The organism is Kocuria sp. CCUG 69068, from assembly GCF_020833785.1.
GTDB lineage: Bacteria > Actinomycetota > Actinomycetes > Actinomycetales > Micrococcaceae > Kocuria > Kocuria rosea.
This window is the reverse complement of record NZ_PDDL01000005.1, coordinates 54352-76978: the sequence shown is the minus strand read 5'-3', so window position 1 is coordinate 76978 and position 22627 is coordinate 54352. Positions and strand designations below refer to the sequence as shown.

The following is a 22627-nucleotide window of genomic DNA, read 5'->3' as shown; positions in this document are numbered from 1 at the left end:
TGTCGAGGCCGTCGCCGACGGTGCCGAACGAGGGCAGCAGTCCGGCCGAGCGGATCTTCTGCGTGAACACCCACGAGGTGAATTGGACCCCGTGGTCGGCGTGGACGATTCCGCCGGCACCGGGCTTCCGGGCGCGGATGGCCATGTCCAGGGCATTGATGACCAGGGTGGAGTCCTGCTTGGAGTCGATGGCCCAGCCGATGATCTTGCGGCTGCAGGCGTCCAGCACCGCCGCGCAGTAGACCTTGCCCTCGCGGGTGGGATGCTCGGTGATGTCCGTGACCCACAGTTCGTTCAGCGCCAGGCGGTGGAACTTCCGGTTGACGAGGTCGTCGGCGGTCGCCACGCCTCGGAGGCGCTTGATGCGCGCCGGGCCGGGCAGTCCGCCGATCCTGGCTTGTGTCATCAGCGCGGAGATGAGCCGGCTCGAGCAGGGGATGCCCATGCCAATGGTGAGTTCCGCGTGGATGCGGCGGTAGCCGTAGGTGCCCCGAGAGGCCACGTGAATCTCGCGGATCAGCCCGGTGAGCCAGCGTCGGCGCAGTTCCGTGGAGCTGGTCGGACGCTTGCGGTACCGGTAGTAGCCCTGGCGGGAGACGCCCAGGATGCGGCAACAGGTGTGGACCGGAGCCCCGGCGTCGACGAGACGATCGATCACCGGGTGCGCCCTTTTGGGGGGACTCCGCCCTCCTCATCGAGCCAGGTGGCCGCGTGGCGGATGATCGCGAGCTCCTGCTCAAGCTGGCGGATCCGGCCCCGGGCCGCCCGGAGCTCAGCCGATTCCTGGGTGCTGCGCCCGGGCCGGCGGCCCTGATCGATGTCGTCCTGGCGCAACCAGGAATGGAGCGTGACAGGGTGGATACCAAGATCAGCCGCGGTCTGCTTGACCTGGCGGCCCTCACGCACGAGAGCGATCGCTCGTGCACGGAACTCAGGAGGGTAGGGGCGGGGCATAGCGGTGAGCCTTCCATGAAGGCCTTCGACTAGCGACCGCCACTGGAAACCAAACCGTAGGTCAGGTCAAGGTGTCACCGAACCGTGCATCAGTCCCATCGGCCCGGTGATGTCCTTCGGGCGGGCGGTGACATCCGGCAAGGACCTTCCGTTCGGCGGCGACCGCGTCGATCCGGCCGCCCTTGCCCAGGCGGACACGAATGTAACGGTGAGGCTGGTGGACCTCGAACACGGTGATGGCTGCCTCGGTCAGGATCCTGACGAGACGGGTTCCGTAGCCGCCCGAGCACCCGATGCCGACGCTGGAGACGACGTCGTGGTCCATTAGCCAGTCCACTAGTTCGCGGCGGTCGGCCAGCGTCGTAGCGAACTCGGCGGGAGGCAGCAGCAAGCCGGTTTCCTCCAGCACCGCAGCGTGATTGACCTGTGAGTGGGTGTCGACGCAGCCGCCGGCCGTTGTCTGTTGAAGCGGGTCCAGGGCAGAGGTCATGTGCATGGGAAGGACATTTCCCTGTCGTCCCGGCCACCCAGGGCACCGGACAGGGTAGTGAGGAGCCGACTCTTGTCGAGGGCGCGCACCTATGAAGCCACGGCGCCCGTGCCTGAGGACGGACCGGAGCAGGTTCCGGATACGACAGTGAGGCATGTCGCGCACTGGACATCGCCATCTCTGCCCGGAGCGGTGAGTCGGTCAGACTTAAGCCATCGCCCCGAAGCCTGTTCCAATTCTCCCTGTCAGAACTTGTGGCAGAGGTAGTCGGTTGCTGATCCGACGCCTACTCGCCTTGACGGGGTGAGTAGTGCCGGGACCACCGGAGTCAGAGCGAATCATCGGGGAGGGGGAACAGTCAGTCCCGTAGGTGGTTGGCAACGCGGAGCGCAAAGTTAGGGGCTCCTGCCCTGCGTAGGTCACCAGCTAGGTCGGCTTCCTGACTTTCCTTTAGGCAGTGGGTTAACTGCTGAGCAGTGACTTCGTGCACGAGGTCAGGAGCGGAATCATCTATGAGTACCAGAAATTCATCCGGAGTCCATACCTCATAGGGTAATGTGTTCGGGTCGATCTCGGGTGGCAAAAGGTCTTGGCCGATGTCCGTCAGAATGATATGTGCGCCACAGGCCACCGCAGCAGAGTGAATGTGAGCGTCAGAGACATTGTGTCCGGGGAAGGCCGGGTCGATGTCGTACTCCTCGACCAGGCCTCCCTCGAGCACTCGTTCTATCAACCGTCGGATATCCAAAATCTTTTGTCCTGACCAGTCCGGATGCTCGCAACGCAGGCTGGTCAGGACGGTGGACAGGATGTCCTCGGTGTATCTAGCACGGAAGATAGAACTTTCCGGAGTGATATACAACGAAAGGATCCAACGACGCAAGGTGACTGAGAAGAGCGCACCGGCGTCAATCAAGACAATTTGAGGACCCATCATGGACCCAGGCTACTTGGGTCCGCCGACGATCGGTGAGCTAACAGCCCAAATCCCGTTCAATTTGACGCAGCTCGTTGAAAGCTTGCATCCGGCGATCGGACCGCGCTTGCCTAGCTGCCAGGACATCCTCGGTGAGTAGACGCGTGTGCGAGCCAACCTTGTGAGCTCGCAACTCGCCTCGCTCAATCATCTTCATGAGGGTTGGACGAGAGATGTCCAGAAGCTCAGCGGCTGTAGTGGTGGTCAGCTCCTTGGGTAGCGAGCCCACAGTGATTGTCCCGCCTTCAGCAAGTACGCGCACAATGCGAGAGATGACGTGTGACAGCTCTGGGGGCACAGTGGAAGGGCTCCCATGGGACTCGACGCTCAGACGGGCATCGCCCGTTAGCGTGGGGGCAACCTCGCGAGCCTGGTCCACTTCCTCCGGGGAAGCGAGGACCTGCTCGCTAGGAGAGTGAAGGGTGGTGACCATCATGGCTCCTGGCGATAGCAAAACCGTACCGGTCGGTACGGACCGTACCAATTGGGTACAGGCAACACGCTAGGACATTGCACTTACAAGTGCAATGGTCTACGTCACAGTGCATCTTCTGACTTGTGACAACGGTCACAAGGGCCGTGAAGCCCTCGGGGTAGCGGCCACGGGCCATAATTTCCTGCTGGACAGCGGGCGTATGCATTGCTGACCTCCTGGCTACGCTCGTTGAGAGACTCCGTATCTGTGTCAGATTCCGGCCGGCCTCGCGCATCGAAGCCCATGCCGCCGCCGACATGCGCACACCCATCCAGGCTTGGGCGGTGCATCTCGTGGACCTGGATGCCCCGTGGCGCCCAGCCGACATCGCCCAGCGCCACGGACGCATCATCCGGCAGGGCAATCAGAACCTGGAGGTCGCGATCTCCCAGGTGGTGACCAAGGGGTCCTTCGACACCTTCATGTGGCAGACGTTGGAGCGGAAATCGAAGTTCATCGACCAGATCATGCGCGGGCGCCTGGACGTGCGCGAGATCGAAGACGTCGGGGACAACACCCTGTCCTTCGCCGAGGTGAAGGCGATCTCCAGCGGCAATCCGTTGATCCTGGAAAAGTCGAAAGCCGACCAGGAGCTCGCCCGATTGGAGCGGTTGAATCGGGCCTGGCACCGCAACCAGTCCTCACTGGTGTTCCGCAAAGACGCCGCCCAGGCGCGCGCCGACGCGGCTGAGGCGTGGCAACGGTGGGCCGGCGTCCACGCCACCTCACGCCCGCCCCGGGCCGGGGAGACTGACCTCGGAGTCGCCGGGCGCATCGGCGGTCACGACATCCGGGTGGTGCAGCGCCCGGGGAACCTGACCGATCTCAGTGCGTCCCCGGTGGAGCTACGCATCGACGACGCCCCCGGTGTCGCCGTGGAAGTCACCCGGGCGACGTCGCTGAACCCGAGTGTGGGCATGATCCAACGGCTGGAGAACCAGGTGCGGGCACTGCCCGAGGAAGTCACCAAACGCGAAGCCCGACTGGGCTCCGCCCGGCAGGAAGTCGTCGACGCCCGGGAGGCGTTGGACGTGCCGTTCAAGCACCAGGAAGCACTGGAATCCGCCCGATGGGAGGTCGAGCGGATCGGGCGCGCGATGCGCGGAGAGGAGACGCCGCAACCGACTTTGGATCCGGAGCTGGAGGCGTTGAAGAAACGGATGCGCATCAACTTCCCCGACGCTTCCAGTGCGGGTCGCAGCAGTGCCAGCAGTGGCGACAACGGCTCCGAGCGTCCGCTCGAGGTGGCGCGGCGGCACGACGAGCAGCGTCCCCAACAGGGCGGCTTGGAGCTGTAAATACTCGCTCTGCTTGGTCTGTTCAGATGGACGATGCCCGCTCCCCATTGGGGAAGCGGGCATCGTCGTTGCGTGGTGACCACGTGCTCGGGAAGCCGTCCACAGCTGGCGGGAGCGGAAGGGTCATGGTCGCGCGTGAGGCGACCTGTCGGCTGTGGTCGGGTGGTCGGATGGGGTGCTTGTGCCCATGTGGGCACGGGGCCAGAAACTCAGCCACGGTGGTCTATCTGGCGTTCCGCTCGACCCTGGCGTGCTTCACGCCAGATGACGAGCAGCGAGACCACCAGGATCAGGCCGGAAAACAATCCGATTTTCGAGCCTCGGGTCACCAGGACGATGGAGACGATCAGGAGCACCCCGTAGCTCGTGGTGAGAACCCAGCGACTGGCCGTCACTGCTCCGGCTCGGTGCCGCCGCCGTTCTGCGCGGACGAGGCGTGAGTGTCCGGGGAGGTCGGGATGGCCTTTCGCCGGCGCTGCACACGCTGCACCTTCTCAGGCGCGGAAAGTCCAATCTTGCGCAGCTCCTCGGCGCTCCAGCCGCCGTTGTTGACGGCGGCCTGGAACGCGGCGGTGTCGTTCTTTTCGGCCTCTTTGAGGGCCTCGCGGGCCTCCTCGAGGGCGCCGCGTGCGGTGATCGCCCGGCGGATGTAGTCCATCCGGTCGTTGAGCAGCCGCTGGGCGGCTTCCTCTGCCTGCTGGGGGTCAGTGAGCTTGGCCATGCCCCCAGGTTAACGGACGCACACCGTTCGTTCCAGAGACCACGCCCGCACAGCTGCCGCTTCGCACCCGGGGTGCCCCAGCGGAGCCAGCGGAGCCAGCGGAGCAAAGCTATGTTTTATGTGCCATAAAACGGGTGCACCGCTGGCCCTGCCGGTTTTGCGGTGGCACACTGGTCGTGTGGGGCCCACCGTTGTGGGGGCGCTGCGCTGGGCCGGCAAGAGAGGAGGTGCTGTGGTGGAGCAGGAGAATCCGCGTCGAGTGTGGAAGTCCCGTCGCAAGCGGATCGAGGGCAAGACCCAGTACGTCCGGGTCTCCATGTCGGAGTCGGAGCGTGCTCAGTTGATGGTGCTGGAGCAGCAGACCGGGCTGTCGCCCTCGGCGCTGATGGTCGAGGCGGTGTTCGGTTCGGCCGATCCGGTGGCGGTGCAGTTGCGGCGGAACCAGTTGGCGGAGTTGCTGGCGATGCGCCGGCTGATGGCCACGATTTCGAACAACGTGAATCAGATCGCCCGGCACGCCAACAGCACCGGTGAGGTCCTTCCCGAGACGGTCGAGACGATGCGGGAGGCTCGCCGGTTCAGCGAGGAAGTGCTGGCCAAGATCGAAGAGTTGATCCCGTGATCCCGAACATCACCAAGGGTGACAAGCCGGTCGGGCTGATGAAGTATCTGGTGGGTCCGGGCCGTTCCAACGAGCACACCGACCCGCACCTGGTGGGCGGGTCCCCGCTCATCATGTCCTGGCACGACGACGTGCAGCTCAATGAGGAAGCCGCGGTGTCCATCGCACGCGAGGTCGACCTGAACCGACGTGCCTTCGGGGTGGACGCTGAGACCAAGCACATCTGGCACTGCTCGTTGTCGATCCCGTACCAGGATCGGGAGGTCACCGATCAGGAATGGTCGGACATCGCCGCCCGGTTCATGGATGAGATGGACTTCACCGAGGCCGGGTCAAAGGCCCCGTGCCAGTGGGTGGCGGTGCATCACGGGCGTTCCACCAAGGGCAACGACCACATCCACATCATGGCCTCCACAATCCGCGAGGACGGGACGAAGTGGGCCGACGGCAACGACTACGCCCGCGCGCAGAAGATCGCCCGGGGCATCGAGAAGGACTTCAACCTCATCCAGCTCGGCAACCACTCCGAACGGTGGCTGCAGCAAGGCGAGGTGCGGCGGGACAGCACCCGGGAGCCGACCCGGTTCGCGCTGGAGCGCACCGTGCGCGCGTGCGCGGTGGCCGCCGAATCGGAGGCGCAGTTCGTGCGGCAAATGCGCCGGGCAAACATGCTCGTGCACCCCCGCTTCGCCGCCGGCACCGACTCGGTAGTGACCGGGTACTCCGTGGCGGAGCGTCCGCCGAAGGGGATGCGGCCGCTGTGGTTCGGTGGCGGCAAGCTCGCCCAGGACCTCACGCTGCCGTCCCTGCGCACCCGCTGGCCGGACACTCCCGTCTCGGCGCAGGAGGCAGCGGAGGAGTGGATGGCGGCCAAGCGGCACCGCCGCATCGTTCACCCCGACGCCCCCGGTGCGGTCCTGGACGAGGAGACCGCCCGGCGGTTGGCCGGGGAGCTGAAAGAGGTGCGCCGGCGGCTGATCAAGATCGCCCCGGACGATCACCAGTCGTGGGCGCACGCGGCCCGTGAGGCCTCCGGGGTGTTCGCCGCGTGGTCGCATGCGACCGAGGACGGGCAGGGGCCGCTGGGACGCACCGCCCGGGTGCTCGCCAGGTCCGCGCATCGGTCCGGGGTGAAGATCACCACCCCACTTCAGGCGCCGCTGCGCACCAGCGGCACCACGGCCTTCTTGCTGGCCGCCACGCGCGCGCCTTCTCCGATGGCGCAGGCGCTCATCATGCAGCAGATGCTGCGAATGACCCGGGCGTTCCAGGACATGCACCAGGTCAACAAAGAGCTGCGCGAGACCCAGCTGATCGTGGACACCTTCCAGCAGCACCTGGCGGTCGTGGCAGAGCCGCTACCGGATGTGAAGCGCGACCCGAGGCAGGGTGCCTCCCACGCCGGCCCCACCCGCCACCGTGGTGCGCTGCGTGAAACCCAAGGCCCGACCGTTGAGCACCCCTACGTTGACCACACCCCCCACACGGACCACGGAATGGAGCTGTAGAGATGAGCACACAACCCGACGGCGTGAATGACCTGCTCTCCCGGGACCTCCAGGCGGCGATGGCCGTGGCCGGCCGCTGGGGCGAGATGATGGCCCGCCAGCGTGCCGAACAGGTCCGCCAACGTGTCACGGAGCAGCAGCACCGGCGGCGTGAGCTCCAGGAGCGCTTCGAGGCCGAACGCGCCGTGATGCGCACCGAACTGGCGCCGGTAGAGCAGGACCGGTTCTGGGAGAACGCCAAGCCCGAAGACATCGCTGCCCACTACGGGCTGGCCCGGCAGTGGGAGCAGCACGACGAGGTCGCCCGCACCGCGCGAGGACGGATCGAGGGGCAAGTGAAGGAACGCCACGGGTTGAGCGTGGAGGACTACCTCGAGGAACGTACTCCGGAGAGTCAGTGCACGGATTCCGTGGAGCAAGAGACCGCCGCACGCGAGACACTGGACGCCCAGCGTGACCACGCCGCCGCCGCGCTGAACGCCGCTGAGGCCGGCCGTGGCGATCTCCGGAACGACACCGATGCCCGCAAGGCTGCCGCTGAGGCCGAGGAACTGTGGGACTCCGGGGACCGGCGGGCCAACCTGGCCAGTCGACTCATGGACGCCCTCGGTGGCACCGAGGAAGGCCGTGATGGCGTGCGCGCACGCCTGGCGGCGGACCGGGACCAAGGCACGCCCCCGATCGACGCCGTGCGATCCACCCAACGCGGTCCCAAGGCGCGGAAGAACACCGGGCGCGCAGCGGGACGGGAAAGGGGCCTGGAGCTGGGCTGAGGCCCTCCAAGCACAAGAGAAGGGGCGCAACCTGTGATGACAGGTTGCGCCCCTTCCGCTGTGAGGTTCAGTCGAACAGACCATCCGGCGGCGGCTCCAAGGTCAGGGGCACTCCCTTGGGGCTGTGCGTCCTGGGGGTGCAACCGTGGAAGGGCCCTTTCTCCTCGAAGAGCACACGCATCGTGGGATCGGCGTAGTCACGCCACCACACCGCCAATCCCGTGGACGGGTCGGTGCGTAGCTGCTCCCACGCCCGCCACAACCCCGTCAGGCGGCTCACCGCTTCCTCATGTCGCCACCACTGGGCGCACCAGGTGAACGTGGTCGAGCGGCCCGCAGGGTCCAGCTGACGTCGGTACACGGGCGCCAGTTGCTCGGTCACGAACTGGGCCACGTTTGCGTAGAACAGCTGTGCAGGAGGCTGTTCCTCGACGTCCTCGTTGCCCTCCTCGGCTTCCTCTTCCCAGTTCATGTCTACTCCTTCACCAGTGCCGCCCACCGGTTCCCGGCAGGCCCGGCCGACGCTGGCTCAGCAGCCGGCTTCTCGGGCTCGTCGCCCTGGTCGACGGTGGCCACGGTCGGGTTGTTGTGGGCTTCTTCGGAGGCCCTGGATGCTTCCGCGTAGGGGCGGTGGTCAATCGGAATGGTGCGCAGCAGCACGGCCCTCGCCCCGGAGCCGAACATCACGGCCCGGCCCTTGGGCAGGGCGGACAGGTCGGCCACCGACATGATGTCGTCGGTGGCGTCCTGGCGGGAGGTGGACCCGGAGTCCTTCTGCCTCGAGGAGGAGACGGAGGTGTAGTTGTACTTGCCGATCAGCTCGACAAGCATCTTTAAGTAGCCCTCCTCCTTGACGTTGCCGCCGTAGGTGACGACGTTGGCGGTGGAGAACAGCTTGCGCATCCCGGATTCGCCCCACACGTCCACGCCCTGGGACCAGGACTGCAGGAACGTGGAGACCACGATGCCGCGGGACCCGTAGTGGCTGTAGAGGTTGGGCAGGTTCATCCAGCGGCAGACGTTGGCGGCCTCATCGAGCACGCAGAGCATGGGGGTGGCCAGTCGGCCCCCGCGCTGGGTGACGGCGTGTTCCTCGGCGGCGGTCACGGTGGCCACGGTCAGGGCGGTGACCAGGGGGCCGGCGGTGCCGGCGCCTTCCTTGGACAGGGCGTAGAGGGTGTGCTTGCCGGCCACGAACGTGTGGGGGTCGAACTGCGGGCGGTCGTCGTCCGGGCCCGTGGGGTTGACCCAGGCGGCGATCTTCTCGTTCTTCAGGCACGCGGCCATTTGCAGGGCGGTGGAGTAGACGCTGCCCCGGTACTTCTCCGGTTGCTGGATCGTGCTGGCCACCGAATCGGCTTCCTTGGTCCACCCGTGCTCATCGAGCAGTAGCGCCGGGGTCTCATCGGTGGATCGGGTCAACCAGTAGTGCACGCGCTCAATCGGCTCCCCGCCCACGGCGGCCGCGAGCAGCAGCCCGGCCAGGAGGTCCTTGCCGGCGGAGTCGAAGTGACCATCGCCCTTGGCGCCGACGTCTCGGGAGCCGGCGGCGAAGTTGTTCGCCATCTCGGCGGCGCGCTCACTGTCGGTGACGTAGGTCAGCGGGTTCCACCACCAGGTCGGTTTCTCCCCGGCGACTCCTTGCGGGTCGAAGACCCAGACGTCGCCGTCAGCCGCGCGGATGTCGCGGGTCAGGTCGGAGAGGTCGCGTTTGTTGGAGGTGGCGATCACCGGGCCCGGGGCCTCGATGATGGACGGGGCCGCCTGGGAGGTGGTCTTGCCGGTGCGGGTGCCCCAGATGTGCAGGAGGGTGTCCTCCCAAGAGGCATAGAGGGTGTGACCGCCGCGGACCATCTTGCCGAGCATCACCCCCGGGGCCTCGACCCCGAAGCGATCCGCTTTGGCCTTCGCCTGCTTCTCGGTGAAGGGGGCGACGTCGCGCACCGAGGCCATGCGCGGTGCGGCACGGTCGTGCTTGACCACCTTCTGGGCCTTTTGATGGCGCTTCCACCCCCACAGCGCGAACAATCCCATTAGCATCATCCCGATGGTGGCGGCCAGGACGATCTCGGTGGTGCGCCACGGGAGGTCTCCGGTGACCACGCCCAGGGAACGTTCCCAGTACCCGGTGGGCAACGGATCCGCACGGGGAGTGAGGGCGTGGCCGAGACTGGCGACCACGTAGAGGATGGCCGGAACACCGACCAGCGCGAAGAGCAGGGTGAGCAGCAGGGCGACTTCCCCGCCGCCGGTCTTGTACTTGCGGTCCAGGGAGCTCATCGTTCGCCTCTCTCCTGGGCGGCGCGGGACTTGGCCTCGTGCCACTTCTTCTCGGTGTCGTGGACCTGGGAGCGGCGCTCGGTGGGGGTGAACTCCATCGAGAACGGAATCCCGGCTCTCGAGCCGACCTTGATGAAGAACTTCCCCTGGCCCGGCGGCGGGGAGGTGGTGCGATCGTCGAAGTACCATTCCCGGTTCTCGGGGTCCTCCAACCAGGCCCGCAGCTCGGCATCATTGATGGCCGATGCGTCGGTGGGGGTGTATACGTCGTCGTTGGTGTACTGGATCTCCTCGTCGCCACGGCGGTTCCAAGCGGGCGGGTCCTGCCAGGCGGCCAGCTGTTCCTGTTCGCGCATCGACAGCGGCACGGACTCGGTCAGCAGCGGCATCTCGGATTTGGCCAGTCCACCGAGGATCTTGATCCCGCAGCGGTCCATGATGCCCTTGGCCTTGGCGCGGTCCTCCTCGCCCCGGACGGCCATCAGGTCGGAGGGGGTGTGGGAGGCCATGATCTGCCCGACCCCCATCTCCCGGTTCAGGCGGGTCAGCGCGTTGACCTGATCGACGATGCCGGGCCCGGCCGCCAGGGTGTTCCACAGCTCGTCGAGGATGAGCAGGAACCGCTGACGGGCGATCACCCCGTCGTCGGCGAGCATGTTGGAGGTCCGCACCGTTCCGGTGCCGATGGACCAGCACGCCAACAGTGTGGCCGCCCGCAGGTCGGACTCGGACTGGGAGATGCGAGAGAGGTCGAAGACCATCGGCCGGGAGGCGTCGATCTTGTTGGTGGAGGGGCGGGCGAACATCTGCCCGAAGGCCCCGGTTCCGCACAGGGAGTTCAGCGAGGACTCCAGACCCTCCGTGATGGCCTCGTAACGCTCATCGTTGCCGCGATCCAGGGACACCTCGCGCACCTCGACCGGCTTGTCCTTGAGCACCTGGCGCAGGTCCGCCATGACCGGGACCGTGCCGGAGGCGGCGTGGCGGGCTTCCAGGACGGTGAGGCATCGATCCAGGATCTGGTCCTCGCGCTCGTCCAGCGGCTTCTTGCGCAGAATCGCGATCAGGGACCGGATCAGGTCGAAGCGCCGGGTGTGCAGATCGGCCAGCAGCTCCTCGGCCTTCGCGGCAGAGAGCAGCTTGGCCGCGGCGACCGCTCCGGCGTCATCGAGCGGGTTGATGTGGCCGACCTGGCGGCCCAGCGGCAGCACGGCCCCGCCGAGGGCTTCGATCATGGCGACGTGTTCGCCCTTGATGTCTCCGAGCACCATCGGCCACACCCCGAAGGCGGCCAGCCCGATGGCCATTCGGCGCAGCAGGGAGGACTTGCCCAGTCCCGGGTTGGCCATGATGAAGGCCGAGGGGTTGGCGATCACCCGCAGCTTCTGGAACCAGGAGATCGGGTCACAGCACACCGGCTCCCCCGAGAGCAGGTTGCGCCCCAACGGCACGCCTTCCAACGGGGAGCCCCCGCCCATGGGGAAGGGGAACAGCCCGCAGACCTGGTAGTTGGTGCCGCGCATCTCGCGGATCGGGTGCAGCAGCTGCGCCTCGCCCAGTCCCCGGCCCTTGTGACCCCGCGGGCCCGGGCGCCCCAGCGCCTTGGCTGTGACCGAGGTGCTGCCGGTGCGCTTCGGTCTGGCGAAGACCTTGCCCAGCTTCGTTCGGGCGAAGGCACGGTCTAGGACGGTGGTTGAGGCGGCACCCCGGCTGGCCGGGAGGATGATCTGGTCGCGTTTCGTGGTGGCCATTAGAGGGCGTTCCTCACGGTCGAGGGCAGGGCCAGATGATCCGGAATCACGATGCCCAGTGGGAGGCCGGCGGCGAAGGTGGAGTCCTGGGCGCCGTAGGCCTCCTCCAGGCGGATCCTCGCCGAGGTCCCGAGGTTTTCGATGATGGCTTCGGCCTCGTCGAGCTCGCCGCGGGTACGGACGGTGGCGGTGACGACGAGCCCGAAGTTCAACAGCCCGGCTCCGTCGGCCTCCTCGGCCGCGGTGGCTTGGGCGGCGCGGGTTTCGCGGGTGTCCCGGGCGGTGGCGCGGTTGCGGGAGGAGGCGTTGAAGGTGGCGGTGTTGATGTCGTTCTCCACCATCTGCGCCGCCCTCGCCGGGTCGATGGGCCGGTAGAGCAGCGTGACGCGCTTGCGCACCAGCTCCGGGTTCGGGGCGATCAGGGCTTGGAGCACGTTGGCCTGGACGGTGGAGCGCGGGGGCACGGACATCGCCCAGGACTTCGACCAGGAGTTGTTGTGGTGGTAGGAGTCCCAGAAGGTGTCGGCGGCCTGGGGGCCGACCTCACTCCAGTTCAGTTCCGGGGCTTTGCCCTGGGCGTGGGCCCGGTCGAAGAGGATGGCCTCGGCCGGGTCGTAGGCCACCCGGATGACCTCGCACAGCTGCTGGGCTGTGAGTGGGGCGGCCACCCCGGCGCCGGTGTCGTTGAGGGACAGGGTGAGGTTGGGCAGGCGTGCCGCCAAATCATCGGCGACCTCGGCTGCGTTGCGGATGCGCCCGCCGGCCCGCACGGAGGCCTTGAAGGTCACCGCGATGTAGGCCCGGGTGACGGTGGCCCCGGTGGGTAGCATCTGCACGGTTTCGTTGATCACGTCGCGGGCGAAGGCCGGGGCGTTGTCGGCCATGCGGGCCTCGATTTTCCGGGCGAGGCGGTATCCGGAGTCCGGGGCGGTCTCGATCGTCACCGAGGCCGCGGTCAGGCCGGGTTCGTCGGTGAGCATGCCCAGCCAGTGCGCCCAGCGGTCCACCCACCGGTTGATGTGCTCTTGGTCGACCATGCCCCCGCCATCGGGTTCGGAGGAGAACACCACGGTGTAGTGGTGTTTCTGCGGGACCTCGAGCAGGGCGAAGGGGCGGCCGTAGCCGTCGACGTGCTCGGTGATCTTGGATCGGGCCGAGACCCCGGGCAGCTTCGTGGTGCCCTCCGGCACCCGGCTGATCGGGCCGGCCCGGTAGACGTTGGCCCCGGCGTAGACGGCGTTGGCCCACCCGGCCCGGCGGACGATGCGCTCGATGAGGGTGCGTCCGTGCTTGTTTTTCTGCATCGAGAGCGCGATCAGGACCAGGATCACCGCTTCGAAGGCCAGGGCGGCCAGCCACAGGTTGAGCATCATCAGCAGGATCCCGCCGACCACCCCGCCGATCAGCAGCACGGTGCCGGCGGTCGAAAGTCCGGCCAGGCCCTTGGAGGTGGGGGTGCGGAAGTTGCCGTACACCCGCGGGCGGTTCTCGGTTTTAGCTTCGGTCTGCGCCATCAGGGCGGCCCTCATTTCCGGTCTCGTTGGCGATCTGCGCCTTGAACGCACGTACCTGCTGTTGTGCGGCCTTTCCGATCTGTCCGGTGCCGGCGGGGCCGGTCGGCCGCACACCGGTACGTGGTCCCGTGGGACTGGTGCCGGCACCACTGCTGGGGATGGGTCGGGCTCCGGTGCCGCTACCTGGGGTGGGCCGTGCCCCTGCGCTGCTGCCCGGAGACGGGTCGGCGCCTGTGCGGGAGGTGGTCGCTCCACTGCCGCTTGAACCAGTCGCAGGTTGGGCACCTGCCCTGGCTGATCCGCCACTCGAGGAGGTTTCGGAGGGGCTGCCTCCGGCGTTGGGCTGAGTGGCCTCGGTGACTGCTTCGCCGGTCTTCTGCGCGGCGTTGGCTGCGGCCATGCCCAGGGCCACCGGAGCTGCGGCCGCGCCGGCGGCCGCTGTACTAGCCGTTCCTGCCGTGCTGGCTGTGCTGGCCCCCGTGGTGGCAGCAGTACCGGTGGTGCCACCGGGGCTGGCAGCCGGTCCAGGGGGCGGGGAGCTCGGTCCGCCCTTGGAAGGGGCGGAGGACTGGGACGGTGGTGTGGAGGAGGAATCAGAGCCGAACCCGCGGCCCGAGCGAGCCAGGTGGGAGGCGCCCTGGGGGATGGCGGCGCCCATCGCCGCGATGCCCAGCGCCCCGCCGCCACCGCCGGAGGAGGACATCGAGCCCAGCACGGGGCTGAGGAAGCCGATGAGCACGGGCAGGGCGAACACGGAGGCGACGATCATCATCAGCCCGGCGGCGAACTGGATCAGCCCGCTGCCGGAGTCCTCCCACACCCCGGTGGTGGACATCTTGATCGCCAACCCGTAGATCAACGCCGCGGCAGGTTTGTAGAAGGCGAAGGCCAGGGTCCAGGCGATGACCTTCTGGAAGAAGTTCTTCCCCGTCTCGGTGTTCAGGAAAGCGGCGGAAAGGGGCAGGATCCCGGCCATCAAGAACAGCATCCCGGTGCGCAGCACCATCAGCATCAGCTGGATGATGTTCACGATGATCGCCACCACCCCGCCGACGATGATGAGAATGACGTTGCCGCCCAACCACACCGGATCCGCCGCCCCGGCGCTGGTGGCGTTGTCCAGGGCCAGGAGCTTGAGCACGTCGGTCTGGAAGTCCTCGCCGATGGCGGAGTCGATGATCTGCACGGCCAGGGCGTCGGTGCCGGCCACCAGGACGTTGAGGATCGTCACCCCGGAGGCGGTCACCACGGCCAGGGTGAGCAGATTCTTCAGCAGGTCGCGGGCCGGTTCGGCGCGCTGGGTCCAGGCCATCTGGGCCCCGGCGATCATCACGCTCAGCGCGGCCACGGCCAGGGTGAGGTAGAAGGTCTGGTCCTGGATGAAGCCCACCGACCCGGACAGGTTCGGTGCCCGGGCCGGGACGAGGAATCCGATCAGGCTGGTGGCCCCACCGATCAGTGCCGCCCCGGAGGCCAGCACGGTGGCCGTGTTGACCAGGCCGGCCCCGTCGCCGCGGCGGGCGTTGGTGGCCAGCACGATGCCCAGGAACAGCACCCCGAACACGCACACACCCAGCCCGATCCAGCTCGCGTAGCTCAGCAGCAGATCGACCTGATCGTTGAACGCTCCCCGGACCGGAGCCTCAGCAGCGCCGCCGTTCTCGCTGGTGAGGCTGGCGCTGCCCACCGTGGTCCACATGGACCCCAGAGAGGCGATCGTCTCGACCACCGCCGAGGTCACACCGTCCGCGATCTGATCCAGCGCATCCCCGGCCGCCCCGGTGAGCGTGTTGCTGATGCCCTCCTTGGTCTTACAGATGACGTCGATGGGGTTGCAGCTGTTTTCCTCAGCCATCGTGGGGTCCCCACTCGATGTACCCGGTCAGATCCGAGATTTGGCCGGACACCGGTCCGGGATCGCCGTTCTCCTGGAAGGAGACGTGCCAGTCGCCCTCCGTCCATGTGAGGTCAACGCCGGTGGTCATGTAGATGTCTTCGGTGCCGTCGTCGGCGGCAACGACGACCTCCACCGACGCTTTGTCTTCGGTGTAGGACAGCAGTCGGAAACCCGCGACTTCCAAGGGAACTGTCGCAGTGTTGCCTGAGCTCAGCCGTTGTTGAACCTGGCCGATCGCCACGTCTCTGCCGGGGCCATCCACGGCTTGGGCTTTGATGGTGTCCAGCAGTAGCTGCGGGTCATTGCCCGAAGTCAGGATGTTCGTGGTGGCAAGAAGTGCGCCCTCGGGGGTGTGGGAGTAGCAGGATCTCACGCCGGTGGACTCATCCACCGTGCCAGGCCCGTGCTCCTCCGAAGACGGCGCATAGATCGCGCCCAGGGCGGTCCATTCGACGTCCTCAGGGGCCTTCGTGAGAGTGGTGCCGCCGGTGGCGTCCAGCCCGCACACCGACTCTCCGCCCGAGACCGGTTCGGCGGTCGTGGCTGGTGCCGGTGCAGCCTGTGAGGGTTCTTCGCCGTCGGGCCATAGCCACAGGACGATTCCCAGCACGATCAGCATCGCGACGAGGACGGTTGAGATGAGGAAGCGGGGTGCCTTCCACCAGGTGTTGTTGTCGTCGGTCTGGATCGGGTCTGTCACCTGCTGCTCCTCTGATGCGGGGGGTTGGTCTTGCGGAGGCCAGAGGTCATGCCCCGGAGATGAAGGAGAGGATCGAGGCGCCGCCGGAGATCAGGGCCACCGCCAGCACGATCTTGATGATCCCGGAGACCTCTTCGGTGGTCTCTCCGCGTCGGGCGTCGAAGGCCATCTTTCCGCCGACCACCAGCAGGCCCAGGACGGCGATGCCCAGGGCGATCCACTTGCCGACACCGACCATGCGGTTCCAGGTGTCCCCGATGCCGGGAGGGGCCAGCGGGTCGGAGTCGGGCAGGGCGGCCGGCAGCGCCAGCACGGTGTCCTGTGCAGCCAGTACGAGGTCGATCATTGGGGGGTCCTCTCGCAATTGAGTTCATCGACTGCCTCACCGAGGGCGGTGAGGACTTTTCTCGGCTCCCGGGCCATGGACTCCCAGTCCACGGTCCCGGTGAGCCGGAGCTCTTCAATCCAGGGCACCACCCAGGTGGAGGGCACACCACCGGAGATCACCCGGGTCTGTCCGGCCAGGGACTTCGGGGTGCGCCCCGGGGCATCAGCCACCAGGACCAGGCCTTGGAGATTCACATCGGGGTGGGCCCTGGCCGCCCAGTCGCGGGCGGCCAGACGGGCGGCATCGAGGCCCCGCTTGTTCTGCCGGGCCACGAGGAAGACCAGCGCGGGGGCGTGCTGGGTCTCCTCATCAGGGCGGGCGGGCCACCGGTGGTGGCAGGCCACGCCGCCGAGCAGGTCGGCCAGCACGGACTCCCCGGCCCCACCGTGGACACCGAGCCAGAACACGTCATGGGCGGTGGTGAGAAACCGCCCCAGTCGCCCCTCGTCCTCGGGAAGTCCGGTGACGCCTCGCTGGGGTCCCGAGGCGCCGCGAAAGACCGTAACGGTCTCCTCGGTGACGTCTTCAAAGATCGGGCGGGTCTGCTCCGGGGTGGAGGGCGATACCAACTCAGCCCAACGGTTGTCCATCACACCTCCTCGGTCGCAGGGCCTCCAATAGACTGGACCCTATGTGCATTAGACAACACTGAGAGAGGATTAGCAATGTTAAACAACACTAGACAACAAACGAGTATGACTGTGTACAGTGCCCATTATGAGGGCGCAGGTGATCGTCGTGTCTGACGCGCTGGACCGGCTCTTCGAGGGCCTGCCCGAGCGGCTGACCGTCGACCAGCTCGCGCAGGTGCTCGGTTTGGGTGATCGCACGATCACCTACCGCTGGTTGCGCGACGGCATCGTGCCGGCGATCAAGCTCGGCAAGACCTGGCTGATCCTGCGTGACGACATCAAGGAACACCTTCGCTCTCAGTACAACGTCCCCCATTCCACCGACAATGACGGGGCGCACACGAACGAGGAGTAGGGAGAGCACCATGGCTCAGGCACTGGAGCGGCCGGTCTGCATCGCGAGGATCGCCGCCGACGACAGCGTGGAGGTGACGATCGACCGGGTCCCCTACGAGTTCGCCTCGATGCCGGCAGCCATCGAACACGTCGTCTCTATCGCCGATGACCTGGGGCGACCTGTGAAGCTGACGGCCATCGACCCGGCCTCGGTGACCGAGCCGGAGACGCGACTGATCGTCGCCGCGGACGGCTCCGTGACAGCAGATGTCAGTGCCTCGGCCAAGAAACGTCCCTCCCGTGGAGGCTCTTCACGTGTTGTCACAGTCGACGACCTCGTACCGGAGCCTGAGCAGACGACACGCCCGGTAGCGGCCACTGAACCAGCCGCTGACCTGAGCGAACACCAGCCCGCGGAGCCTTCCATCGATGCGGGGACCCCGCAGACGCTTCCCGAGGCCGATGTCCCCCATTCGGGGGACGCATCCGAGCTCTCAGATACCGATCCACGGCCCGAGACCACCGCGGGTGACACGCCCGCAGACGATCCGGCGCCCAGCAGCCCCACGCCGACCCCGGTCGTCGCCGAGGCCGGGGATCCCCGCCTGCAGCTGCGCCGGGAGGCGGCCACGGAGACGCCCGAATCCCCCGCCCGCCACGGGTGGCGAGGATGGTGCAACCAGAGGCTCGGACTGTCCCTGGCGGCCTCGGCCGCAGAGCAGGCGTCTCGGGCCCGCCGCACCCGGATTCAGCGGCCGCTGGAGACTCACCGCACCGTGGCGGTGCTCCAGCTCAAAGGTGGGGGTGGGAAGACCACCACGGCCTATCACCTGGCCGCCACTGCCGGGCGGGTGCGCGGGGGCAACATCTTGGCCGGGGAGTTCAACGAGAACCAGGGCACCCTGGCCGAACGCTCCCTGGCCGGCGGCCACGCCCGCACCACCCTGGATCTGATCCGCAACCTGGACACCGTCACCCGCCGCACCGCCGACCTCGTGCGCTACGTGCGCCCCCAGGGCGACGACCGGATCCACGTGCTCGCCTCCCCGCCCGAGGGCACCGACCGCACCCGGGTGGACGGGCGCTCCGTACGCGCCGCCCATGAGACCCTGCGGTCTCTCTACAGCCTGATCCTGCTCGACACCGGCAACTCCGCCCAGTCCTCCACCTGGCGCGCCGCCGTGGACGTGGCCGACTCCCTGGTGCTGGTGGCCCACAACCGCGAAGACGACGCCCGCCTGCTGGAAGCCACCGTGGCCGCCGTCGCCGCCGAGGGTCACGGGCAGAAGCTGGCCCGGTCCGTGCTGGTGGTCTCCAACACCGCCACCAACAACACCGAACGCCTCACCCGGCTGCGCGAGTACGCCGAGGCTGCTGGGCTGGCCGGCTTAGTGGTCATCCCCTTCGACAAGTCCCTCCAAGAGGGACGCGCCTTCCACTACGACGCCCTGCACCCAGCCACCGTGCGGGCCTACGAGGAAGCCACCGCCACCCTGATCGACCAGCTCTGACCCGCAGTCCTCCCATCCCCCCCAGGAGGCTGTGATGTCGGCTGGATCCCCCCGTGCCCTCGGCGCCGTCGTGGCGCTGCTGCTGGTCTTCGCCATCGGCTCGATCGTGGCCCTCACCGTGCTCATCGCCACCCTGGCCGAGGACGAAGAACAGGCCTCAGCCAGCTCCTGCACCGTCACCGCCGTCACCACGGGCAACGACAGCGGCCAGCAGCGGGCACCGAACATCCCCAACGGCTGGGCACCACTGGTCGAAGAAGCCGCCCAGACCGCCGGGCTGCCCGTGAGCGTGGTGGCGGCACAACTGGCCCAAGAATCCGGGTGGAATCCGGACGCCACCAGCCCGGCCGGCGCCCAGGGCATCGCCCAGTTCATGCCCGCCACCTGGGCCACCTACGGTGAGGGTGGTGACCCCTTCGACCCTGAAGACGCGATCCCCGCCTACGGCCGCTACATGGCCGCCCTCAAGGAACAGATGCAACCGATCGCCGGCGACGACGCCGGCGAGCTCGTGCGCCTGACCCTGGCCGCCTACAACGCCGGCCCCGGGGCCGTGGAGCAGCACCAAGGCGTGCCGCCGTACCAGGAGACCCGCGACTACATCGACACGATCCTGGACACCGGCCAGTCCCAGTTCTCCGCCCACTGCCAAGCCCCCACCGGGGCCCTGGCCTGGGACGGAGACCTCGGCGACGGTCAGTGGACCACCCCACTGCCCGGGGGCGTGTTCACCTCCGGCTACGGCGGCCGCGCCCTGGCCGGGGTCCCCGGGTGGGCCAACCAGCACGAGGGCGTCGACATCGCGACCCCCGGCGCCGGCAACGGCCGCGGCGGGGTCGTCGTCGCCCCCACGTCCATACGAATCACCGGGTTCAACGCCACCGACGGGTGCGTGATCGCCAAGGAGAACGGGGACGACCCCGACTTCGGCTTCGCCTTCTGCCACCTGCACTCCTGGGACGTGGCCAAAGGCCAGCAGCTCAAACGCGGCGACGTCATCGGCACCGAGGGCAACCGCGGACGCTTCGGCATGGCCACGCACCTGCACTTCGAGATCTACAAACCTGACGCCCCGGAGATGGTCTTCCCTTACCAGGGGCACAACATCGACCCCGAGCCCATCCTCAAACAGAAAGGAGCATGGCCGAAATGACCCGACACCGCCTGATCACCGCCCTGGCCTTGTGCCTCCTACCCCTGACCGCCTGCGGGCCAGAGGGGCCACAGCAGACCAGCGAGCAGACCGCCGCTCCTGCCACGGCCACGCCCTCCCCCACCGAGCTCACCGTCGGGGAAGGTACCTTCCCCGACCCGGACACCGTGGATCGCAGTGACGTGGAGGCCACCGCCGAAACCGCCGCGCTGATGCTGCACTCCTGGGACACCGCCACCGACCGCACCCAAACCGCCGCCGCCATCCGCACCAAACCCTTGATGTCCCAAGAGTGGGCCGACCACCAGGTCGAGCCTGAACGCAACGGCAACCAGGCCGCCTGGCTAGAACCAGCCGAACACCAGGCCTACAGCGCGCCCAGCCTCGTGCCGGCTGTCGGTGACGTCTCCCGCGACGTCGCCAAGGACAAAGCCATCCGCGCCTACGACCTCACCTGGCGATGGATCAGCCGCGACGACCACCAGATCGAGCCCACCGGCCAACGCCAAGTCGTCATCTACCTCGAGAAGCACAACGGCCAGTGGGACGTTGTGGGCCACCAATCCCATGACCTGTAGCGATCCGACCGACACACCCACGAACTTCTAGCGCTAGTACAAGCAATGTGAGAGGGTGGGCGTATGACGGAGTACACACCGCCCAAGCTGCTCGGGAAGCGAGTGGCGTTCAGCATGCGCGTCCTGCCCGAGCAGCACCGCCGTGCGGCGGAGAAGGCAGCTGCTCTAGGGCTGTCCCAGGCGGACTACGTCGGCGCTTTGATCGACCGTGACCACGGATTGCCGAATGCGATAGATGATCGGCAGAACGCTGAGGAGCTCCCCATCACCAAAACCGCTTAAACGACTGACGGCCCGCCGTGGAGGGCGGGCCGTCGAAGTCAATCAGCTGTCGTGAGTTTGGCGACCTAGAACAGCTGGTTCAACAGAAACCGGATGAGAACTGCATATGAACCCATTACCAGGGGACCGTTGTGTCCCCTAGTGTACCTGAGGCGCGTCCGCAAGTGGACCCCGCCTTACTCGACATTGCCCTTTTTTGCCCCGAGACCCCGGCCCGCCGGTTTCTGGCGCACCACCGGATCGAGTACTTCCGGTGCGGTCAGACCAAGTCGCAGGCGTTCCCGAACCGTGGGCGGCCTGCTGGTGACTTCGCGTTCATCCAGCTCAACCCGGCCGATTGGTTGAACTTCCTCGTCGTGGACGTCGATGACGAGGACGCGTTGTTGAACCTGATGCACCCGGCCGTGCCGGAGCCGACCTGGATCATCGAGAACCCGCAGACTGGTCATGCCCAGGCCGGATGGGCGATCGAACCGGTCTACCGGGGCGAGGGCGCTCGGCCGGGCCCGATCCGCTACGCGGAGGCGGTGCAGCGGGCCCTGGACCGGCTGGTGGACGGGGACCCGTGCTTCACCCGGTACCTGGTGCGCAACCCGGCCGCTCAGTTCCCGGCCGGGCGCGTGTGGTGGGGCCGCAGAGCCAGCCCATGGTCCCTAGGGGATCTCAAGGCGCACATGGCCGAGTACACCGACCCCTTCCACGACGAGGCCATCGACGGACCCGCCACACCAGCCTGGGACCCGGGCACACCCCTGCTGGGACAGTCCGGCATCCCGCGAACCTCTGTCTCGGACACCGCCACGGAGGTGGGGCGCAACACCGCGGTCTTCCGCGCCACCCGCCGGTGGCTGTGGGACCAGCGGCAGGCCCGCCACCAGACCCCCAGCGAGGCCGCCTCAATCGCCCACGCCAGGGCGCTCAACGCCCAGCTGCCCCACCCTCTGACCGATAGCGAGGTCGCCTGTCTGGCGCGCTCGGCCGTCCGTCAGGTCAACGCCGGCAAAGGACGCCCCACCTCCACCAGTGGTTCCGATGCTGCACACGAGTATCTAGCGCGGATGGGCCGCCGCGGCGGGAAGGCCAGGACCGAAGCCAAGGCGCGTGCGGCGGCAGACAACGCCGCCCAGGCCCGCCAGGCCCGCACCCACCGTGTGGGGCAGTTGCGGGCTCTAGCGGTGCAGTTGCGGGCGGCGGGGGCGACTTACCGGGCCATCGCCGAGGCCGTAGGACGTACTACACGCACCGTGATGGCCTGGTTGAAAAACGAGCCCACCACACCCGCCGGCGGCCCCGTCGAGGAGGGTGAAATTCTCCAAGCAACAGGTATTAGTTCCGCCCCCCAGGTGTGCCCCGCCCCCTCCCCTAGCCTGGAAGTGCCCCCCGGACCTGCCAAGGAAGAAGATGCCCCCATGACGAGTGAACCCGCCCACCAGTGGCCCGAAGGAGTCCTGCCTGGAGAACCAGATCCCGACTTCCGGGATCGGCTCCTCCCCGAGCACCGCGGCCTCACTCTCTGGGTGCCCCTGGACTACCTGGAGGATCAGCCCATTGGCTCCGGGTACTGGTCTTTCACGACCGCCTCCGACTACTGGGAGACAGTCAAGGACGGACCGTTCCACGGCGCTGCGTTGGGAGGGCGAGAACTGCACGTCACTGAAGTGGGGGCCCGTGTCGGAGAACTCCACGGACTGCGCTTCCCACACCTGACCGCTGTCTCCTACGAAGTACCTCGAGTCGCTGGCGACTCCCGGTGGTCAGCACGGTTCCCCGGCTACATCGTCCACTGAC

22 protein-coding genes and 1 pseudogene are annotated in these 22627 nt (G+C 67.4%); 9 read left to right on the top strand and 14 right to left on the bottom strand.

Annotation, left to right across the window (positions count from 1 at the left end; all coding sequences use genetic code 11):
• From CRM73_RS02025 to CRM73_RS19855, 4 genes and pseudogenes are all read right to left on the bottom strand, one after another.
• Positions 1-954: pseudogene (locus CRM73_RS02025) on the bottom strand (IS3 family transposase); the annotation flags it as partial.
• 61 nt (positions 955-1015) lie between these two features.
• Positions 1016-1444 (bottom strand): hypothetical protein, encoded by a 429-nt coding sequence (locus CRM73_RS02020; RefSeq protein ID WP_229586644.1) that lies wholly within the window; start codon positions 1442-1444, stop codon positions 1016-1018.
• Between the two features lie 358 nt (positions 1445-1802).
• The gene (locus CRM73_RS02015) at positions 1803-2381 is read right to left on the bottom strand and encodes a PIN domain-containing protein (RefSeq protein WP_229586643.1); all 579 of its coding nucleotides are present in this window, start codon (positions 2379-2381) and stop codon (positions 1803-1805) included.
• Positions 2382-2418: 37 nt separating this feature from the next.
• Positions 2419-2853 carry an excisionase family DNA-binding protein gene (locus tag CRM73_RS19855; RefSeq protein WP_368828498.1) on the bottom strand — a complete coding sequence of 145 codons (435 nt, stop codon included), beginning with the start codon at positions 2851-2853 and terminating at the stop codon, positions 2419-2421.
• A 299-nt stretch (positions 2854-3152) separates the two neighbouring features.
• Between CRM73_RS19855 and CRM73_RS02010 the strand changes: the two genes are divergently transcribed.
• Complete coding sequence (locus CRM73_RS02010; RefSeq protein ID WP_229586642.1) at positions 3153-4193, top strand: hypothetical protein; 1041 nt, start codon at positions 3153-3155, stop codon at positions 4191-4193.
• 209 nt (positions 4194-4402) lie between these two features.
• Here CRM73_RS02010 and CRM73_RS02005 read toward each other — a convergent pair whose 3' ends face one another.
• Positions 4403-4549 carry a hypothetical protein gene (locus CRM73_RS02005; protein ID WP_229586641.1) on the bottom strand — a complete coding sequence of 49 codons (147 nt, stop codon included), beginning with the start codon at positions 4547-4549 and terminating at the stop codon, positions 4403-4405.
• Positions 4550-4584: 35 nt separating this feature from the next.
• On the bottom strand, positions 4585-4914 hold the full coding sequence (locus tag CRM73_RS02000; RefSeq protein ID WP_229586640.1) for a hypothetical protein: 330 nt from the start codon (positions 4912-4914) through the stop codon (positions 4585-4587).
• Positions 4915-5146: 232 nt separating this feature from the next.
• On the opposite strand from CRM73_RS02000, the gene mobC reads away from it, so the two are divergent.
• Genes mobC through CRM73_RS01985 form a run of 3 tightly spaced genes read left to right on the top strand, consistent with a single transcriptional unit; the run spans position 5147 to position 7817 of the window.
• Positions 5147-5536 (top strand): plasmid mobilization relaxosome protein MobC, encoded by a 390-nt coding sequence (gene mobC / locus CRM73_RS19850; protein ID WP_229586639.1) that lies wholly within the window; start codon positions 5147-5149, stop codon positions 5534-5536.
• Positions 5533-7044: a relaxase gene (locus CRM73_RS01990; protein WP_229586638.1), complete on the top strand. Its 1512-nt coding sequence runs from the start codon at positions 5533-5535 to the stop codon at positions 7042-7044. Before mobC ends, CRM73_RS01990 begins: the two co-directional genes overlap by 4 nt.
• Positions 7045-7046: 2 nt before the next feature.
• On the top strand, positions 7047-7817 hold the full coding sequence (locus tag CRM73_RS01985; RefSeq protein WP_229586637.1) for a hypothetical protein: 771 nt from the start codon (positions 7047-7049) through the stop codon (positions 7815-7817).
• A gap of 67 nt (positions 7818-7884) precedes the next feature.
• Here the strand turns inward: CRM73_RS01985 and CRM73_RS01980 are convergent, their stop codons facing one another.
• The 8 genes from CRM73_RS01980 to CRM73_RS01945 are packed head-to-tail and all read right to left on the bottom strand — an operon-like array spanning position 7885 to position 16937.
• Positions 7885-8289: a DUF4913 domain-containing protein gene (locus tag CRM73_RS01980; protein ID WP_229586636.1), complete on the bottom strand. Its 405-nt coding sequence runs from the start codon at positions 8287-8289 to the stop codon at positions 7885-7887.
• A 2-nt stretch (positions 8290-8291) separates the two neighbouring features.
• Positions 8292-10097 carry a TraM recognition domain-containing protein gene (locus CRM73_RS01975; RefSeq protein WP_229586635.1) on the bottom strand — a complete coding sequence of 602 codons (1806 nt, stop codon included), beginning with the start codon at positions 10095-10097 and terminating at the stop codon, positions 8292-8294.
• Complete coding sequence (locus CRM73_RS01970) at positions 10094-11848, bottom strand: ATP/GTP-binding protein (RefSeq protein WP_229586634.1); 1755 nt, start codon at positions 11846-11848, stop codon at positions 10094-10096. The genes CRM73_RS01975 and CRM73_RS01970 overlap by 4 nt, the downstream gene beginning before the upstream one ends.
• Complete coding sequence (locus CRM73_RS01965) at positions 11848-13362, bottom strand: SCO6880 family protein (RefSeq protein WP_229586633.1); 1515 nt, start codon at positions 13360-13362, stop codon at positions 11848-11850. Before CRM73_RS01965 ends, CRM73_RS01970 begins: the two co-directional genes overlap by 1 nt.
• Entirely contained in the window at positions 13343-15217 is a 1875-nt protein-coding gene (locus CRM73_RS01960; RefSeq protein ID WP_229586632.1) for a type IV secretion system protein, read from the bottom strand. Before CRM73_RS01960 ends, CRM73_RS01965 begins: the two co-directional genes overlap by 20 nt.
• Positions 15210-15959 (bottom strand): hypothetical protein, encoded by a 750-nt coding sequence (locus CRM73_RS01955; protein ID WP_229586631.1) that lies wholly within the window; start codon positions 15957-15959, stop codon positions 15210-15212. Before CRM73_RS01955 ends, CRM73_RS01960 begins: the two co-directional genes overlap by 8 nt.
• Positions 15960-16005: 46 nt before the next feature.
• Complete coding sequence (locus CRM73_RS01950; RefSeq protein WP_017832684.1) at positions 16006-16305, bottom strand: hypothetical protein; 300 nt, start codon at positions 16303-16305, stop codon at positions 16006-16008.
• Complete coding sequence (locus CRM73_RS01945) at positions 16302-16937, bottom strand: DUF6668 family protein (RefSeq protein ID WP_229586630.1); 636 nt, start codon at positions 16935-16937, stop codon at positions 16302-16304. The genes CRM73_RS01950 and CRM73_RS01945 overlap by 4 nt, the downstream gene beginning before the upstream one ends.
• 127 nt (positions 16938-17064) lie before the next feature.
• Here CRM73_RS01945 and CRM73_RS01940 point away from each other — a divergent pair, with 127 nt between their 5' ends.
• The 5 genes from CRM73_RS01940 (at position 17065) to CRM73_RS01920 (ending at position 22626) form a co-directional block, all read left to right on the top strand.
• Positions 17065-17334: a helix-turn-helix domain-containing protein gene (locus CRM73_RS01940; RefSeq protein ID WP_095651506.1), complete on the top strand. Its 270-nt coding sequence runs from the start codon at positions 17065-17067 to the stop codon at positions 17332-17334.
• Between the two features lie 10 nt (positions 17335-17344).
• Positions 17345-18826: a hypothetical protein gene (locus CRM73_RS01935; RefSeq protein ID WP_229586629.1), complete on the top strand. Its 1482-nt coding sequence runs from the start codon at positions 17345-17347 to the stop codon at positions 18824-18826.
• A gap of 34 nt (positions 18827-18860) precedes the next feature.
• Positions 18861-19979 carry a transglycosylase SLT domain-containing protein gene (locus CRM73_RS01930; protein ID WP_229586628.1) on the top strand — a complete coding sequence of 373 codons (1119 nt, stop codon included), beginning with the start codon at positions 18861-18863 and terminating at the stop codon, positions 19977-19979.
• Positions 19967-20557, top strand: coding sequence for a hypothetical protein (locus tag CRM73_RS01925; RefSeq protein WP_229586627.1), 591 nt, complete (start codon positions 19967-19969; stop codon positions 20555-20557). Before CRM73_RS01930 ends, CRM73_RS01925 begins: the two co-directional genes overlap by 13 nt.
• A 446-nt stretch (positions 20558-21003) precedes the next feature.
• Complete coding sequence (locus CRM73_RS01920; RefSeq protein ID WP_229586626.1) at positions 21004-22626, top strand: replication initiation protein; 1623 nt, start codon at positions 21004-21006, stop codon at positions 22624-22626.
• Position 22627: the final 1 nt, after the last annotated feature.